Origin of the sequence: Bacteroides sp. B1-V-101 (assembly GCF_023656585.1) — a bacterium.
Classification (GTDB): domain Bacteria; phylum Bacteroidota; class Bacteroidia; order Bacteroidales; family Bacteroidaceae; genus Bacteroides; species Bacteroides thetaiotaomicron.
Map to the genome: position 1 here is coordinate 54,847 of NZ_JAMOKH010000010.1, position 14,628 is coordinate 69,474.

The following is a 14,628-nucleotide window of genomic DNA, read 5'->3' on the forward strand; positions in this document are numbered from 1 at the left end:
ACTTACAAGCCGCTTCAATCTGTGTAATCCGTGCCTAAACATCTTTTTAGCGCTGCTTTATTCAAATCAAAATAAATCAGAATGGGGAGAAAAAATTCACCGTCCGCAAATAAAGAACTAAACGAGTTAATCGCTCAATATGAAACGGCAAAAGCAGAAAACCGACAACTCTATCTGGACGGAGACCAACTAGCCGACATTGCTGACCGATACGCTGCCGAACGGAAATTCGACGAAGCGCAAGAGGTCATAACTTACGGCCTCCACCTGCATCCCGACAGCACAGATCTACTGGTAGAGCAGGCCTATCTTTATCTTGATACCGGTAAAATACCTCTGGCGAAAAAAGTTGCAGAAAGCATCACAGATGATTATATTACTGATGTAAAAATGCTGAAAGCGGAACTTCTGCTGAACGAAGGACAACTGGAAGCAGCCCGAAGCACATTAGATACCATAGAAGATACGGATGAACTGGAAACAATTATTAACATCATCTATCTCTATATGGATATGGGATACCCCGAAGCCGCCAAGGAATGGTTGGATAAAGGTACCCCCCGATTCGGTAAAAAAGAAGATTTCATAGCTGTCATGGCAGACTATCTCGCAGGCACCAATGAACTCGAAGCCGCATCGACCTATTACAATCAACTGATTGATATGGACCCTTACAATGCCAGTTACTGGGTGGGACTTGCCAAATGCCGCTTTGCAGCTGAAGACAGCGAAAAAGCAATCGAAGCCTGTGACTTTGCACTGGCTGCCGACGAGACGTTTGGAGAAGCCTACGCTTACCGCGGACATTGCTATTTCTATCTGAACAATTCGGATGCCGCCATTGAGAATTATACAAAGGCGATAGAATACAAAGCCTTTCCTCCCGAAATGGGTTACATGTTTTTGGGGATGGCATATTCCAACAAAGGAGCATGGCAAGAAGCAGACGATTGCTACCAACGTGTCATCGACCGTTTTGTAGCAGACGGAGCCGGCAACTCTCCTCTATTGATAGATACTTATACCAACAAAGCTGTAGCCGCCTCCCAACTAGGCAAGCATGAGGAAGCGCATCTGTTATGTAAAAAAGCCAAAAAGATCCAGCCGGATGATCCCGGTATCCATCTGACAGAAGGTAAACTCTACATGAAGGAAGGTCAGAAAAAAAAGGCAGTCAAGGCTTTTGACAAAGCACTGGTGATGGAACCGAGTGCAGAAATGTGGTATTTGGTAGCTTCGGCCTATTCGGACGCAGAGTACTTATATCAAGCCAAACTCTGTTTTGAAGAGTCATACCGGATTGATCCCAACTATGCAGACGTCACAGAGAAACTGAGTATTCTCAGTCTGATGCATAACGAGATAGACGACTTCTTCAAGTACAACAGTGAAAGTGCCCATCCGATCAGCGAGGACATCATTCTGGATCTGCTGTCCAGACCTAACCAAACGGAGGAAGGCGAACAAATGCTCAAAGAAGTCTGGAAGCGCATGAAGAAAGAGAAAGGAAATAAATAATCATATTAATAAACTTTAGCCCAAAAACACATGGAATCAGTAGCTTTTATCCAGTGGTGTCTCGAACATCTGAATTATTGGACAATCACTTTATTAATGACTATAGAAAGCTCCTTCATCCCTTTCCCATCGGAAGTGATCATCCCGCCGGCAGCATACAAAGCAGCTGTCAATGACGAGCTTAATATTTACTTGGTAGTCTTATTTGCCACCATCGGTGCAGATATCGGCGCATTAATCAACTATTATCTGGCCAAATGGCTGGGACGTCCCATTATTTATAAATTTGCCAACAGCCGCATCGGGCACATGTGTCTGATCGACGAAGCCAAAGTACAACATGCCGAATCTTATTTCGACAAGCATGGCGCACTTTCCACCTTCATCGGCCGATTGATTCCGGCAGTTCGCCAGCTGATTTCCATACCGGCAGGACTTGCCCGCATGAAAATGCACACCTTCCTGTTGTATACCACTATCGGAGCCGGATTATGGAATACAATCCTCGCCGTAATCGGGTATTACCTCTCGACAGTGCCCGGCATCGAAAGCGAAGAACAACTGATTGCCAAAGTAACAGAATACAGCCACGAAATCGGCTATTGCTTCATCGCAATCGGAATATTCATCGTGGGCTTCCTGGTTTATAAAGGAATGAAGAGAAATAAATAATAAGTAATAGGTAATAAGTATTAGGTATTAACCGAAGCTGCTGTGTTATTAGCTTATCCGCACGGTTTAAGACTTAATACTTATTACCTAATACCTATTACTTATTACTTAAAAATTAAACTGCACTCCTACGCCCAGCACTTCTTTGAATTGCAGACGTGATCCTTTGCTGCCGTCTTTCTGAACTATTTTGATATCATCGTCATAGACCATATTGGTGGTTACTGGTGGTTGTCGTTATCAACCCTCCAAGATACAGCTTTAACCATTGTAAATCAGCAACTTGCAAATTCTTGTCTCGTGATACAAAATCAGCGAGGGACAAAAACGGGACAAAAACACGGAAAAATAAAGTCAAGAACACTTTGCCCGAAATATCCCTTGTTGAATACCTCTGTTTCGTTTGCAAAGGTACAAATTTGTACCTTGAAAAACGAGGGGAAATCCCTATTTCTCTCATTCACAACTCATTTTCCTACCATTGTACCCTAAATGTGGTTATTGCAAGCGATTTTGACCTCAAACAGCATGACTTGAGAAAATCGGGTGTTAAATTTTGTTTTGCACTCTGTTGGACATTTTCAAAAACGAGAACTGGCAATAGAACCAAAGATTTGCCACCCCTATTGTCCAATTCCTGACTTTGGGAGTGTTTGAACGATAAATATTTAAAGATGCTGAATTTCAGATGAGTGTCCGACCAATCTACCACGTTACAGCATGGTAAAATAGAACCAAAGAATTGAAAATCAGCACTTTTAATAAGCCATAACGGCTGCTTGAATATCATTGGCAACTATATACCTTTGCAGCCGAAATCGATAACGAAATAAACAAAATATCAGAATTATGACAGAAAAGAACGCATTAAAGATGAACCTCGACCATGAGCGCAAGATAGTGGAGCTTCAGTCGAGAGTGAACAAGTTGGAAAACCTTTGCTATATGACAAAGGAAGTGTTGAACCTTGAAGAGGCATCCGCCTTTCTCGGCATTGCCAAGAGTACGCTCTACAAGATGACGCATCTTAACCAGTTGCCGTACTTCAAGCCTGCTGGCAAGCTCATCTTCTTTGAGAAGAAAGCCTTGCTTGACTGGGTGCGAGGAGCAAGAGCAATGTCGGAGGAGGAGATAAGACTGGAGGCTGCAAACCGTCTGAATGAAATGAACAATAGACCATAGCATCATGACGAAAGATGAACTTGTAAACAGTCTGCAAAAACGTGACCCTCTGTTGGCTAATGCGGTCAGCAATATGGTAGACTACATTTCCGACCGCTTTCCTGCCGCTTACCCAAGCAAGGAACAGACGGAATCCGTCAACGCTTACCTGCATTCAGTATTTGCAGACGGTGACGGAACCATGTCGGAAAGAAACTGTGAGCATCGAAGAATAGCATCACAGAAAATCACCATCAATGCCATACAAGTGCTTGATAGTCCTCAACTTGACCGACTGCAATGTGTGCTTGACCATATCGCATACGACAAGGAGTATTATATGCCAGAAAGAGGCTTCGGCATGAGGCGATAGTTTCTCTTTTCACCGCAGAGATTTTCCGCATGACAGTAACAAAACATTTACACAACTAATATCATACAACGATGAACAGTAATATTTTCAACAGCATTATCCTGAGTAACGGACAAGTAAACTATCTGATGGGTGGCACGGCTGGCATCAATCGCCTTTCATGCCTTTATCAACTCATTCAGATTGTGACACGACAGATTGAAACCTCAAATGAGGTTGGGGAATCCACAACAGAATTGTGGGAAGTGAACATATCTGAGGTGGCTCTATCCAAACTATGGAAGTGTGACCGAAAGACCGTCTCCAAGATGCTTGACCACATGAACAAATTGGGCATCCTTTCTTCTATACAGACAAGACGGGGAAGTGTTCACACTTTGCTCTGCATTTCAGCATGGATTGTTGATGGCAAGAAGTGTGTCAATCCTCACTATGTTCCCATCAACCAAAGAAGTAACTATGACAAGTCAATTTCTTCTGCTTCCACAACCGCATTCCCTAACAAGGAAGATCCACCCATCAAAAATGGCGGTACTTCTCCTACACAACTTGCCAACAGTTCCTTTTCTTCCCTAACTTCTGGAAATGGCGATAATGGCAAGGAGGAAGATGTTCCACCGCCAAGCGTTTCAGACATGGAACTGGAGGCAGAAGCCAGAAGGCAATTCTTCAAGGAACAGATGGAAGCAGAGGATGCCCCACAATTGCTGTTACTTGGGTAATTTGAGAACCGTTATACAATAAGTCTGTGAACATGTGCAGCCACAGTGCGTAGCGTGCATGTGCGTAAACTCTGATAGCAGTGCTATGCAAGAAATACCAATGTCATACAAACGCACTTCGTTTGTCCGTATGCCAATGGACTTCTTGAACGCTCGCAAGCTCGCATTGGGTTGCACACTTTTATAGAAGCAATACTTGGTATGAATAAGAAGAATATAGAAAAGGAGGCACCGAAATATACGAGCCGCCTAATAGTAAGGCTTACGCCACAGCTTCATAAGGAGATAGCGGAATATGCTGCTCTTTGCGGACTGACAACAAGCGCATACGCACGCAAGCGGTTGGAGGGCAAATATCCCAAACAACGCTTGACTGACAAAGAAATGGAGGCTTTGAACAGCCTATCGGATGCCAGGGGCGATATACAGAAATTGTTCGGCTTCCTCAAAGGTCGTCCGCTTACGGAACGTGAGAATATTCTCCGCAGCGAAATCTTCATGAAACGATGGAGAACAAGTGTAGAGGTAATCTTGAACCGCATGATTGAGATAGAGAAATACTTAACACAATAGAACATACGACATCTATGATAGCAAAAGCAAAGGTAATAAGTCATGGCGCAAATGCCATACGTTACTCAGTAGATAAGGACAAGGCGGAGATTGTAAAGACCAATCTCTTGCCCGATGATATTTCCCCAACGGCAATGTGGGCAAGAATGCTTGCCTTGCAGAAGAAGTTTGAGGACAGGTTGAACCGTTATCATCCGCTCAAACGTAACATGATACGTATTGAAGTTTCCCCAACCTCGGATGAAACACAAGGGTGGACGATAGAGGACTGGCAGAGGTTGGCGGATGACTTTATCCGTGAGTTCGATGCTGTTGACCTTTCCGCCAAGTCGAAGCGCAAAAGTGCAAAGGCAACCAATCTCAAAGACAGCCAATATGTAGTTGCACTTCATCGTGACAGCAAGAGTGGCATTATGCACCTTCACATTGATGCAAACCGCATAGACATAAAGGGCAACGTGAACGATGCCCATTACATCTATGAGAGAGCAATGATGGCAGCATCCAAGACTGGACAACAACGAGGTTGGAAAGATGCACAAGAGGTGAGCCAACGAAACAAGGACATGATAGCGCAGGACTGCCTGTCAGTTTTAGCCAGGATGCCACGCTTTGATTGGGGACTATACACAAAATGCCTCACGCAAATAGGATATGATGTCAAACTACAATCCGACAGTAAAGGACAAGTGCGTGGGTATTCCATTAGGCGAGGAAACTCCATTTACAAGTCTTCTGAACTCGGCAAAGGGCGTTGTCTCATGCCGTCAAAGATAGAAAAGACTTGGGCAAAATTGCATCCGCAGAAATGGAAAAGGCCAATTGTTGGTTCGCTAAGGGGTGCAGAAAATGGACAACCGAAAAATGTTGTGTCAATGGCAAAGCCAATGCACACTATGGACAACACTTCCAAGATGCGACATTTCAACTTCTCCACAGACGAGTTCCATCATTACCCTGTGGATATTCCGCAACCATGTCTTGATGTCATAGACAAGAATATCGCCCTTGATGCAGACAATGTTTTTGCCAAGATTGAGGACGTGCAAAAGACAGCAATTCTTCTCTTTGCTGAATACATTGATGCTGCAACAACTATAGCTGCCCAGTCTGGAGGTGGCGGAGGTGGTGCAACCTCTGGTTGGGGACGAGACAAAGACGAGGATGAACTTTCGTGGGCGCATCGTTGTGCTATGATGGCTAACCGCTTATGCAGTCCACGCAAGAAACGGGGATATGACAGATAACAAAATACAACCATAAAAATTTTCATTATGGCAATAGGCAAAAGTAAACTCTCAGATATGGATTTTGGTTCTTTTAAGGACACGATTGACAAGAATATCGAAACCGATAAGGCTTCAGATAGGTTCGACCGACAACTGCAAGCATACAAGGAGGCTGGAGTAAAACTTGATGCAGCAAATAACAGTATCTCTGCAGCCAAGGATTCTTTGAACGAAGCCACTACCGCTTTCAATGAGGTTGTGGACGATGCAAATGCTGCTGTTCAACATCTCTTTGAAACTTTTGAAAAATTCCATGCCTTCACCTTCAAGGCTAAACTCTCCTCTGATGATTTGAACAAACTTTCTGAGCTCCAAAAGCAGATTGTTGTTGGTGGAACGCAATTATTGGAAGAACACAGAAATGAAACTAAGAAAATACTCTCTAGTCATTTCTATAATATGGCAAACAAAATGGCACAGAATGAGGGCGTATGGCTATCTAACATTTGGATGAAGACTTTGCTATGGATTTTCTTGCCATGCTTCATCTTTACTATTTCAACAATAGTCGTGTGGATCGTTTTGAAATGCAAGTGAAAGCGACAGTAAGTCGTCAGTTCCATCACCGTGTAAAGAACTGGCGACCTGTTGTTTGCCCGAACGACATTACCAAGTAATTACCTTATCAACAATCTCTTGTTGTTCTAGACTACTTCTTCGCAGATATATGCGAGTGGTTTCGATGCTTTTATGCCCCATGAGGTCAGCAAGTAATGCTATGTCATTGAATTTTTCCAAGAAATTCTTAGCATAGCGATGACGGAATGAATGCGGATAAACGGCACAGTTGCATAAGTCCGTGGCTTAAATTTGTAGTATAGGCATATATCTTCTTGTTTAATGCTTACTAGTGATGCGATATTATTCGCTTAACTATAGTTATATATTTGATATTTAATTATTTACAAGCGTTCTTTGTTTTTTGATTTGAAATTGATTGAGTAATTTTGCAGCCAAAACTGCAAGATTATGAACATCGGCAAATATATCTTTGCTCAAGTCATCGACTTCATACCTCGATACCAATTTGACAAGTTGGTGAAGAAGTACAAAGGTGACTGGCATGCAAAAGATTTATCCTGCTATAACCAGTTGCTTCACCTGCTATTTGGTCAGATTACTGGTTGCGTATCCATCCGTGATATTTGTCTGTGCCTAGAGGCTCATGGAAGTAGCATATACCACTTGGGAATTCGCAAGTCTGTCAATCAATCCAATTTATGTCGTGCTAATGAGAAAAGAGACTATCGCATCTACGAAGGACTTGGCATGTATTTAATCAGTATCGTCCGACCAATGTATTCAAACACAAAGGTTACTGAGATAACAATAGACAATGTCCTCTATGCGCTTGACTCCACAACTATCTCAACAAGCATTGTTCTGGCTGCATGGGCATTGGGCAAGTATAGCAAAGGCGCAGTCAAAATGCACACACTGCTGGATCTTCGTGGAAGCATTCCTGCAAATATCCATATTACAGATGGGAAATGGCATGACAGCAATGAACTGGATGAGATTGTGCCTGAGCCATTTGCGTTCTATATGATGGACAAAGCATATGTTGATTTCATTGCTTTGTTTCGCTTTCATAAAGCCGGTGCATATTGGATAAGTCGTCCCAAAGATAATATGAGATACGAGGTCGTTAACCATCGTCTTGACTTTGATCCAAGTACAGGAATCTGTGGCGATTTTATCATAAAGCTGACTACCCATAAGTCGAAGAAACTCTACCCAGAACCAATCCGGATGGTTACTTACCATGACTCGGTAACAGGCAATGATGTGGAATTTATTACCAACAATTTTGAGATCAGTGCCATTGAGGTCGCCAATCTATACCGTCATAGATGGGATATTGAGGTTTTCTTCAAGTGGATAAAGCAGAATATCGTAGTGAAGAACTTGTGGGGATATTCAGAGAATGTAGTACGTACTCATTTGTGGGTTGCTATTATTGCATATCTGATAATCGCCAAAATCAAGGCTGACTACAAAAGTCCGTATTCAATCACCGAGGTGGCTACCTTAATAAGGATCTCCGCACTAGAAAGGGTGGATTTGAGAGACCTCATAACTAAGCCAAAGGACTCAATCATTCAAAACCAATTCGCATCCGTTGTCTGTGGTTATCGTGTGAACGAACTCCCTATACGGGAAAAGCAGCCTAGCCACGACTTTCACCGTAGGCACAGCCTTGCGTCCGCACTTCAGTCTCTCCATCAGAATGAAGTTGGTTGAACGTTCCGTAAGCGTGACAATGGCGTGGCCGTAAGAATCCACGATGGTATCCATCTCCCAATCGCCGAAGCGTGTGCCGTCCGCCTCCTTGGGACGGTCGTGGATGCTTGTGCGATTGGCTATGTTTGTGGCCTTGGTGGGGCGTGTCGCCTTGACTCTCTTGGTATACTTCAGCTCATGCGGCATATGTTTCGCAAGACGTCCGCTGGCGTCTGCATGCACGTGGTTGTAGATGGTCTGTATTGCGATATGAATACCCTCCTTGCGCAAGACGCCGGCAATCTGCGATGGTGACCAGTCCTCTTCCTCTATCATTTGCTCGATACGCCACCATAATTCCGCCGGCTTGCGGTGATTGCCCTCCAGCCCGTGCTTGCGCGCTTCCGCCTTGCGTTGGGCTGTGCGCCACACGTATTCGCCGTTGGTGTTGCTGTTGCGTCTGATCTCTCGAAGTACAGTGGACGCGGACACCTCGATTTCGCGAGATATTCTACTTATGCTCCACTTCCTTTTTATTCCCAGGTATATTTCGTACCTTTGTTCTGAGGTTAATTGATTGTACATAGCAATACAAGAATAATTAATCTTTGGGAGACTTCGGTCTCCTTTTTTTGTTTGTATTGCTGTCAGACGTTCTTGGGGGCTTTGCGCCCCCGCCACTTAGGCTTCCCCCGCAGTGTTTTTCATAGTTTTACCCCGAAAATCGTTGCACTTCTATTTGGACACTGCAGCGTTCCCTCCGTCTTGCCCCCTTCTTGGTTTCTGCCGGCCATCTCCCTGAGAAATAAAATATCAGCTCCGTTAATAGGACCAGATATTACCAGAGAGGTTGTGGTATACTTTTCTGCCCCGGATATTTTCTCGGAAAGTTTTCCGGGAGTTTCCAATATCACCGTTTTCTGTGCATAAGCCACACAGCAAAGCAAAGATAACGCTATTGCCGTCAGGCCTTTTCTGAATGTAAAGATTTGCATAGTTCTTTTTTTATTTGATTAATAAATCGGATTCGTATATACCTTTTTTTCCTAGCGAAGAATTGGTAAAGATATGGAAATATTGTCTTATTTCTTCTCGTAAGGTATGACAATCTTGAAACCCCGACCACGAAGCACAACATCTTTTTTCCTCACCTCTTCTACGTATAATTTACAATTGCCCTCTTTCAATCCGCTACTTGCGAACTCATCAGGATAAAGCATCGAGAACGAGACATCAATATGTGTTCCAGCCACGGGATTGACAACAGCAGGTGTTATCTTCAAAACCTTCCGGGAAGAATATGGGTGCGCACCGTTGCAGAGCCACACTCCCACACCGGGACGCCGCACGGCCATCACCGTGTTCATCTGCTCGTAAAGACTGTGCGAAGTGGTGCCATAGATGCCCACGCGACCGGCCGTACCATCGCAGCGCACAACGACTTTCAGAGTCTTCTCTTTCTTGTCTTGCGAGATGACCCGTATCATCGCCTCACCCTCGTAATAGGCTTGAATTTCCAAGATGTTGGTCTTTGCGTTCCACTTCGCATTGATTACTTTGTCCGGGTCTTCTATCTTCAAGTCGACGATGTCTCCCCCACCGTTCAAGCTCACGAACTTACTTTCATCACGAGGATAAAGTCTTATTTCCGACTGGCTGATACTGAGTTCAGGAACCACCACGTTGATTTCCACACGCTTTTTGAAGTCGCCAGAAATGATGGTGGCATAGGTTCGTCCCTCCCATATCCCACTGATGCGCAAGGTATCTTTGCTGATCTTGACCTCCGCGACTTTCGAGTCGGCAACATTGGCCATATATTTTCCAGTTCCCCCGCTGAGAATAATGGTTCGGGTAGACAGCTTATTGAGCGAAACCTCGGTGATGTTGTCAGTTCCCAAGCGGATGTCCTTCTTTTCCTGTACGTTGTCGCTGTCGCATGCAGCAAACACGATGCCGCAACATAGCAGCAAATAAAAAAGTATTTGTTTCATCGTTTTTCTAATCCACATTCAATTTGTATTCTATATCCCATTTGCGTTCAGGCGTCTCTGTGATTTCGATTTGCAGGATATGCTGCCCCTTGCCCGTGAAGATAATGCTACCATTAACAGGCGTCACAGGCATTCCGTCTACCCTGTATATGATTTTGGCGTCGGGATCGGCCAAATCGTGATAGAACAGCCGCAGTGTGCGGGGACAGGTTCCGACCTCACGCACTGTGTACAAATAAGGAACGCGATCTTCCTTGTCAATGCCCGTATTCATCCGTTGGGTCTGTTGCGTGAGCGGAGCAGAAGGAGCCGATATATCCGACCCCTTGACAGAACACACGCTGAACTGATAGGATTTGCCCGGTTCGAGTCGCTCGACGATATAGGATGTCCCTTCTGTAGTAGCCACTTTTTCTCCATTCATTATGATTTGATAGCTTACATTTTCTTCGGCAATGGCATTCCACGACAGCTCCATTTCTCGCTGCTGCGGTCTGACCACGACATTGGAAGGCGCTTCGAGCGCCGCTGAGGGTTTCCCCTCTTTGGTCTGCACGAATGAGATGTCGTCGATAAGAATGCAACCGCCGGATTCTGCCGACTTGTAATCGTTTTCAATATAGAGGCCCACTCCAGCCTTGTCTACTCCAGCAGGAGCCTTGAATGTAAATGTCTTCTGTTGCCACTGATCCGAGAAATCCGTTGCTTTTTCTTTGTCGCGCGTCTCTTTCTTTATGGATGTCGTGCCCTTATACCAGTCTACTGTTACCGTGATATTGGGATTCTTGACATTACCCTTATACCAATAGGTAAGGCGGTATTCTCCGCCAGCCTCAATCGCGATGTGATAAGGGTTGAAATTCTCGTCGCGCGAGAAGAACGAGCCCCCATTGGGATATACTTTCACGGCGAATACACCGCTGTGTGCATCCTTGATTCTCGTATAGAACAACGACGAGTTGAAAGACCAATAAAGCGGTTTTTGATAAGGATCAAAATAGCCGGGAGGTTCTTCCTCCTCATCCTCTTCGTCGTCTTCTCCTGATGGAGGAGGCGTAACTTTGGCGTATTCTTCAAATCCGCCATTGGGAATTAGTTCTTTCCCCAACTGTGCCTTCGCCGTAAACGAAAGCGACAATAATAATAAAATGAAATAGATTCTATGTATCATTCTGTGTGAAGTTTGCTAATTGGAATGTTTAATATCGTCGAGTGTCAGCCCATAGCATTTACCGATGGCCGCCGCCACATTCTTGAGAGATCCTTCGGTCGATTCCGAGCCAAGCAGCCGCTGTTTGTCCCACAATCCGCTGCCGGCCGTGAGCTGTGCGATGAAATGTGTTGCTTCTTCGTAGGAAAGGTAGGGATTACCCGAGGCCTGCAAGGTGAATTGCAGTCCGTAAACGGCACCGCAGCCCTTGGAAAGAAACACCAAGGCATTGTTGATGTCTTCATCTAAGTTGACAAGGGTTATCTCGCCGACCAGCAGGCTCATAGCCCGCACGGCAGCCACTTTCGACAATTCGTCCCTAATAAGCAGCAACTGAGCTTGCACTTCCTCATAGCGAAACTCGGTGAGCGCCTGACGGCCGATTGCAAAGGCATTGTAGATCTTAATTCGGCTTTCGCGCAACACAGATAGGCCGCTTGTCTGTATGAAGGGCAGCCAATACTGATAATAGCCATAGGCAAGGTCCCAGTGGTGTTCAAGTTCCGTATAGTTCCGTCCCGGGAGTAGTGTTGTGCTTTCATGTTCACGGCGTAGTCGGGTGTCGTTGTATAGACTGTCGTTGAGATGCGTATTGAGGATCTTATCCAAATAGCCCCCCCCCCATACGATGCCATTGAACAACTCTGCCACTATCACTCCTTTCTCGTTGGCGAAGGCAATGTTGACATCACCGATATTCGTGCCCACATATCCGCCTTGTCCGGGTTTTGCCTTGCGGTTGCGATAAGTTCCGGGACTCGGCTTAGACAGTCCACTCAACACGCCCGTTGTCTGAAAGATGTCTTCCACATCTTTCAGTATGCGTGCCCTGTCGGCCTTGTGCAGAGGAGACGACGCCAGCTCTTCCTTGGGCTTCAAGCCGAACTCTCCATTGCAGAAATAGTCCTGTACCTTGTCCATATTGGCCTGATACATTATCGAAGCGATTTTGAGATAACTGTTGTAAATATAGTCAAGCGGATCGCGCAGAAGGCCGCATTCCAGATAGTCTATACTGCTGCTACCATTGCGTTTGAATTGATAGGTCGGATCAGGGATCTGCGGTTCGCGATAAGCAGACTCCACGGTCTCACCCCCCCATTGATCGCACGAAAGGAATGTCAATGGAGCCAAGAGCAACATGATGTAAATTGCAATGTTCTTTTTCATATTTCTAATATTATATTAAGGAAGAATGATGTAGCCACAGAACGGAGCCTTGATTTTGTCAAGGCCTTCTTCGTTCTGATGCTCGTTCACGCTCAGCGGCTTCACAATAGTGAACCCGTCTTCGGATATAGCAGAGATGGTGGCTTTTACAGACGATCCACGCGGCCCCACTCCGTTGACACAGAGATACATCGGGTAACCCGATTTGGCCGCGAATGTGATGGTTTGCTCCTTACCGTTGGTCAGAAACAGATGTGCCGTCTCGTCGCCATTATTGCTTGATACGATACGCAACTGCTTGTCGGGAGCGATGTAATGAATCGTATAGCGGGAAGAGATATCGTCCTCGCCTACAAGTTGCCCCAGAATATCCACTTCATTGAACGAGCAAGTAAGCGTTACTTTATATTCCCTCACATTCTCGGTAATGTCCACTCCTGGATATACATAGTCCGAAACTGGTGCGTCGGGATCGCCCAATTGCACGATTTGGTCTTCATAGGAGACCTTCGGCTTTTCAATACCGGGAAATGGGAACAGCTTCTCATAGTCCTCATCGGCATAATCTTCACTGCTTCTCGAACAACCCAGCGTGAGCAGGGTCAGGCCTATCAAAGTGTATTTTGTCAAGTTTATCTTCATTGTCTCTTGTCCTTGTTTCTATGATGTATTTTTTTTATGTTCTCACTTGTCATTCTACGGGCTCGTCCCATATTTCCGCTTCGAGTCCTGTGAACTCTCCTTCGGGATGCAGGTGCTTGCTCACTAAACGGATGCTACGCAGCAACGGGTCGTAGACCGATACCAGTTCAGCCACAAATCGGTTGCCCTTACGCTGAAAGTCGAAAAACATGGTCTTACTGTCGTAGCGCAGACCAGCTCTGAATGTTATGCCGTGCTCTGTCCCGGCATATCCAGAGCCAAGGCCGGTCATCTCTTTGGCAGGGTAGCCCGGGATGGGATTCTTCTTTTGGGTGAAAAGGAAGAGATAGTATTTCTTTTCCTTGATTTCCTTGAGCAAAGCCTGATTGGTCTCCACATTGCGCTTGATGTAGATGTCGCTCCGGAAATAGGTGCGTCCGCCCCTATGTATAAGGAGCTGCGGATTGACCATCTGCTCAAAGAATGTGCGATTATCGTAAGCTTTCCGCACGAAGCCTGTTGTCTCCTCTGCGCTTCTCAGCTTGGTGAAGACTATGTATTCGCGTGCCGGCTGCAGGTAAGTAGCCGTGCGAAACACCAAGTCTCCATCCTCATTCTTGCCCATATAAAGGAAATCTGAAGCTCCGGCAAAGCGGTCGTTCACGAGTCTGTGTATATAGTTATATGTAGAGAAACTCAATTGGGTGAAGCTGTTTCGGCCGATAAGGTATTCGCTCTTCACGGCCTCAGCCGCTGTTTGGTCGGTGAAATCTGCCCACATCTCTACGGTATTGTCAGCCGCAAACTTCATCGTGAAGCAGTCGCCGCCATAACCGTAGTGCCCCCTGAATCCATGTTGAGAGATCAGTTCCGACGGATTGGAGAACAACAGCGAGTCGGTTTTGGGAAAATAGAGTACCCGCCAGCCATAAGGCGCATTCACAAGTTCGGCTTTCAAGGCTGTAATACTCTCGCTGCTGCGTTGCGAAGGAGATTTATCGAACACATCGTCCTTGGAAGAACAAGCTGCCAACAACAAGGCCGCCAATACAAGACAGTATTTCATATATCTGTTATTCAT

14 protein-coding genes and 4 pseudogenes are annotated in these 14,628 nt (G+C 45.4%); 9 read left to right on the forward strand and 9 right to left on the reverse strand.

The window, feature by feature from the left end; all coding sequences use genetic code 11:
* Nucleotides 1-81 precede the first annotated feature (81 nt).
* Both NBH01_RS09725 and NBH01_RS09730 read left to right on the forward strand, forming a co-directional pair.
* Complete coding sequence (locus NBH01_RS09725) at nucleotides 82-1,518, forward strand: tetratricopeptide repeat protein (RefSeq protein ID WP_008764957.1); 1,437 nt, start codon at nucleotides 82-84, stop codon at nucleotides 1,516-1,518.
* 30 nt (nucleotides 1,519-1,548) lie between these two features.
* Nucleotides 1,549-2,190 (forward strand): DedA family protein, encoded by a 642-nt coding sequence (locus NBH01_RS09730; protein ID WP_008764956.1) that lies wholly within the window; start codon nucleotides 1,549-1,551, stop codon nucleotides 2,188-2,190.
* A 108-nt stretch (nucleotides 2,191-2,298) separates the two neighbouring features.
* Here the strand turns inward: NBH01_RS09730 and NBH01_RS26780 are convergent.
* Nucleotides 2,299-2,415 (reverse strand): annotated as a pseudogene (locus tag NBH01_RS26780) (DUF3078 domain-containing protein); the annotation flags it as partial.
* A 624-nt stretch (nucleotides 2,416-3,039) separates the two neighbouring features.
* Between NBH01_RS26780 and NBH01_RS09735 the strand changes: the two are divergent.
* The 6 genes from NBH01_RS09735 to NBH01_RS09760 all read left to right on the forward strand — a co-directional run bounded on the left by NBH01_RS09735 (nucleotide 3,040) and on the right by NBH01_RS09760 (nucleotide 6,845).
* Complete coding sequence (locus NBH01_RS09735) at nucleotides 3,040-3,372, forward strand: helix-turn-helix domain-containing protein (protein ID WP_004311699.1); 333 nt, start codon at nucleotides 3,040-3,042, stop codon at nucleotides 3,370-3,372.
* Between the two features lie 4 nt (nucleotides 3,373-3,376).
* Nucleotides 3,377-3,724 carry a hypothetical protein gene (locus NBH01_RS09740; RefSeq protein ID WP_008776936.1) on the forward strand — a complete coding sequence of 116 codons (348 nt, stop codon included), beginning with the start codon at nucleotides 3,377-3,379 and terminating at the stop codon, nucleotides 3,722-3,724.
* 71 nt (nucleotides 3,725-3,795) lie between these two features.
* Nucleotides 3,796-4,446, forward strand: a complete 651-nt coding sequence (locus tag NBH01_RS09745) for a hypothetical protein (protein WP_250700082.1) — start codon at nucleotides 3,796-3,798, stop codon at nucleotides 4,444-4,446.
* Between the two features lie 201 nt (nucleotides 4,447-4,647).
* Complete coding sequence (locus NBH01_RS09750) at nucleotides 4,648-5,019, forward strand: plasmid mobilization protein (RefSeq protein WP_025867458.1); 372 nt, start codon at nucleotides 4,648-4,650, stop codon at nucleotides 5,017-5,019.
* A 14-nt stretch (nucleotides 5,020-5,033) separates the two neighbouring features.
* Complete coding sequence (locus NBH01_RS09755; protein WP_225679053.1) at nucleotides 5,034-6,266, forward strand: relaxase/mobilization nuclease domain-containing protein; 1,233 nt, start codon at nucleotides 5,034-5,036, stop codon at nucleotides 6,264-6,266.
* Nucleotides 6,267-6,293: 27 nt separating this feature from the next.
* Complete coding sequence (locus tag NBH01_RS09760) at nucleotides 6,294-6,845, forward strand: hypothetical protein (protein WP_008776940.1); 552 nt, start codon at nucleotides 6,294-6,296, stop codon at nucleotides 6,843-6,845.
* 69 nt (nucleotides 6,846-6,914) lie between these two features.
* On the opposite strand, the pseudogene NBH01_RS09765 reads toward NBH01_RS09760, so the two are convergent.
* Nucleotides 6,915-7,088, reverse strand: a pseudogene (locus tag NBH01_RS09765) (tyrosine-type recombinase/integrase); the annotation flags it as partial.
* 189 nt (nucleotides 7,089-7,277) lie between these two features.
* On the opposite strand from NBH01_RS09765, the pseudogene NBH01_RS09770 reads away from it, so the two are divergent.
* Nucleotides 7,278-8,282 (forward strand): annotated as a pseudogene (locus NBH01_RS09770) (IS4 family transposase); the annotation flags it as partial.
* Between the two features lie 138 nt (nucleotides 8,283-8,420).
* On the opposite strand, the pseudogene NBH01_RS09775 reads toward NBH01_RS09770, so the two are convergent.
* The 7 genes and pseudogenes from NBH01_RS09775 to NBH01_RS09805 form a co-directional block, all read right to left on the reverse strand.
* A pseudogene (locus NBH01_RS09775) lies at nucleotides 8,421-9,116 on the reverse strand (IS30 family transposase); the annotation flags it as partial.
* 119 nt (nucleotides 9,117-9,235) lie between these two features.
* On the reverse strand, nucleotides 9,236-9,526 hold the full coding sequence (locus tag NBH01_RS09780) for a hypothetical protein (protein ID WP_234141610.1): 291 nt from the start codon (nucleotides 9,524-9,526) through the stop codon (nucleotides 9,236-9,238).
* Between the two features lie 87 nt (nucleotides 9,527-9,613).
* The gene (locus tag NBH01_RS09785; RefSeq protein WP_225679049.1) at nucleotides 9,614-10,525 is read right to left on the reverse strand and encodes a hypothetical protein; all 912 of its coding nucleotides are present in this window, start codon (nucleotides 10,523-10,525) and stop codon (nucleotides 9,614-9,616) included.
* Between the two features lie 7 nt (nucleotides 10,526-10,532).
* On the reverse strand, nucleotides 10,533-11,696 hold the full coding sequence (locus tag NBH01_RS09790) for a fibronectin type III domain-containing protein (RefSeq protein ID WP_025867460.1): 1,164 nt from the start codon (nucleotides 11,694-11,696) through the stop codon (nucleotides 10,533-10,535).
* Between the two features lie 15 nt (nucleotides 11,697-11,711).
* Nucleotides 11,712-12,905 (reverse strand): DUF4856 domain-containing protein, encoded by a 1,194-nt coding sequence (locus tag NBH01_RS09795; RefSeq protein ID WP_008776947.1) that lies wholly within the window; start codon nucleotides 12,903-12,905, stop codon nucleotides 11,712-11,714.
* Between the two features lie 15 nt (nucleotides 12,906-12,920).
* On the reverse strand, nucleotides 12,921-13,547 hold the full coding sequence (locus NBH01_RS09800; protein WP_008776948.1) for a hypothetical protein: 627 nt from the start codon (nucleotides 13,545-13,547) through the stop codon (nucleotides 12,921-12,923).
* Between the two features lie 49 nt (nucleotides 13,548-13,596).
* Nucleotides 13,597-14,628 (reverse strand): DUF4302 domain-containing protein, encoded by a 1,032-nt coding sequence (locus tag NBH01_RS09805; protein WP_008776949.1) that lies wholly within the window; start codon nucleotides 14,626-14,628, stop codon nucleotides 13,597-13,599.

Excerpts from the sequence above, each read along its gene's own strand:
- NBH01_RS09750 (WP_025867458.1), top strand. The coding sequence starts at position 4,648 with ATGAATAAGAAGAATATAGAAAAGGAGGCACCGAAATATACGAGCCGC.
- NBH01_RS09785 (WP_225679049.1), bottom strand. The coding sequence starts at position 10,525 with ATGAAACAAATACTTTTTTATTTGCTGCTATGTTGCGGCATCGTGTTT.
- NBH01_RS09760 (WP_008776940.1), top strand. The coding sequence starts at position 6,294 with ATGGCAATAGGCAAAAGTAAACTCTCAGATATGGATTTTGGTTCTTTT.
- NBH01_RS09725 (WP_008764957.1), top strand. The coding sequence starts at position 82 with ATGGGGAGAAAAAATTCACCGTCCGCAAATAAAGAACTAAACGAGTTA.
- NBH01_RS09740 (WP_008776936.1), top strand. The coding sequence starts at position 3,377 with ATGACGAAAGATGAACTTGTAAACAGTCTGCAAAAACGTGACCCTCTG.
- NBH01_RS09790 (WP_025867460.1), bottom strand. The coding sequence starts at position 11,696 with ATGATACATAGAATCTATTTCATTTTATTATTATTGTCGCTTTCGTTT.
- NBH01_RS09735 (WP_004311699.1), top strand. The coding sequence starts at position 3,040 with ATGACAGAAAAGAACGCATTAAAGATGAACCTCGACCATGAGCGCAAG.
- NBH01_RS09795 (WP_008776947.1), bottom strand. The coding sequence starts at position 12,905 with ATGAAAAAGAACATTGCAATTTACATCATGTTGCTCTTGGCTCCATTG.
- NBH01_RS09780 (WP_234141610.1), bottom strand. The coding sequence starts at position 9,526 with ATGCAAATCTTTACATTCAGAAAAGGCCTGACGGCAATAGCGTTATCT.
- NBH01_RS09730 (WP_008764956.1), top strand. The coding sequence starts at position 1,549 with ATGGAATCAGTAGCTTTTATCCAGTGGTGTCTCGAACATCTGAATTAT.
- NBH01_RS09805 (WP_008776949.1), bottom strand. The coding sequence starts at position 14,628 with ATGAATAACAGATATATGAAATACTGTCTTGTATTGGCGGCCTTGTTG.
- NBH01_RS09800 (WP_008776948.1), bottom strand. The coding sequence starts at position 13,547 with ATGAAGATAAACTTGACAAAATACACTTTGATAGGCCTGACCCTGCTC.
- NBH01_RS09745 (WP_250700082.1), top strand. The coding sequence starts at position 3,796 with ATGAACAGTAATATTTTCAACAGCATTATCCTGAGTAACGGACAAGTA.
- NBH01_RS09755 (WP_225679053.1), top strand. The coding sequence starts at position 5,034 with ATGATAGCAAAAGCAAAGGTAATAAGTCATGGCGCAAATGCCATACGT.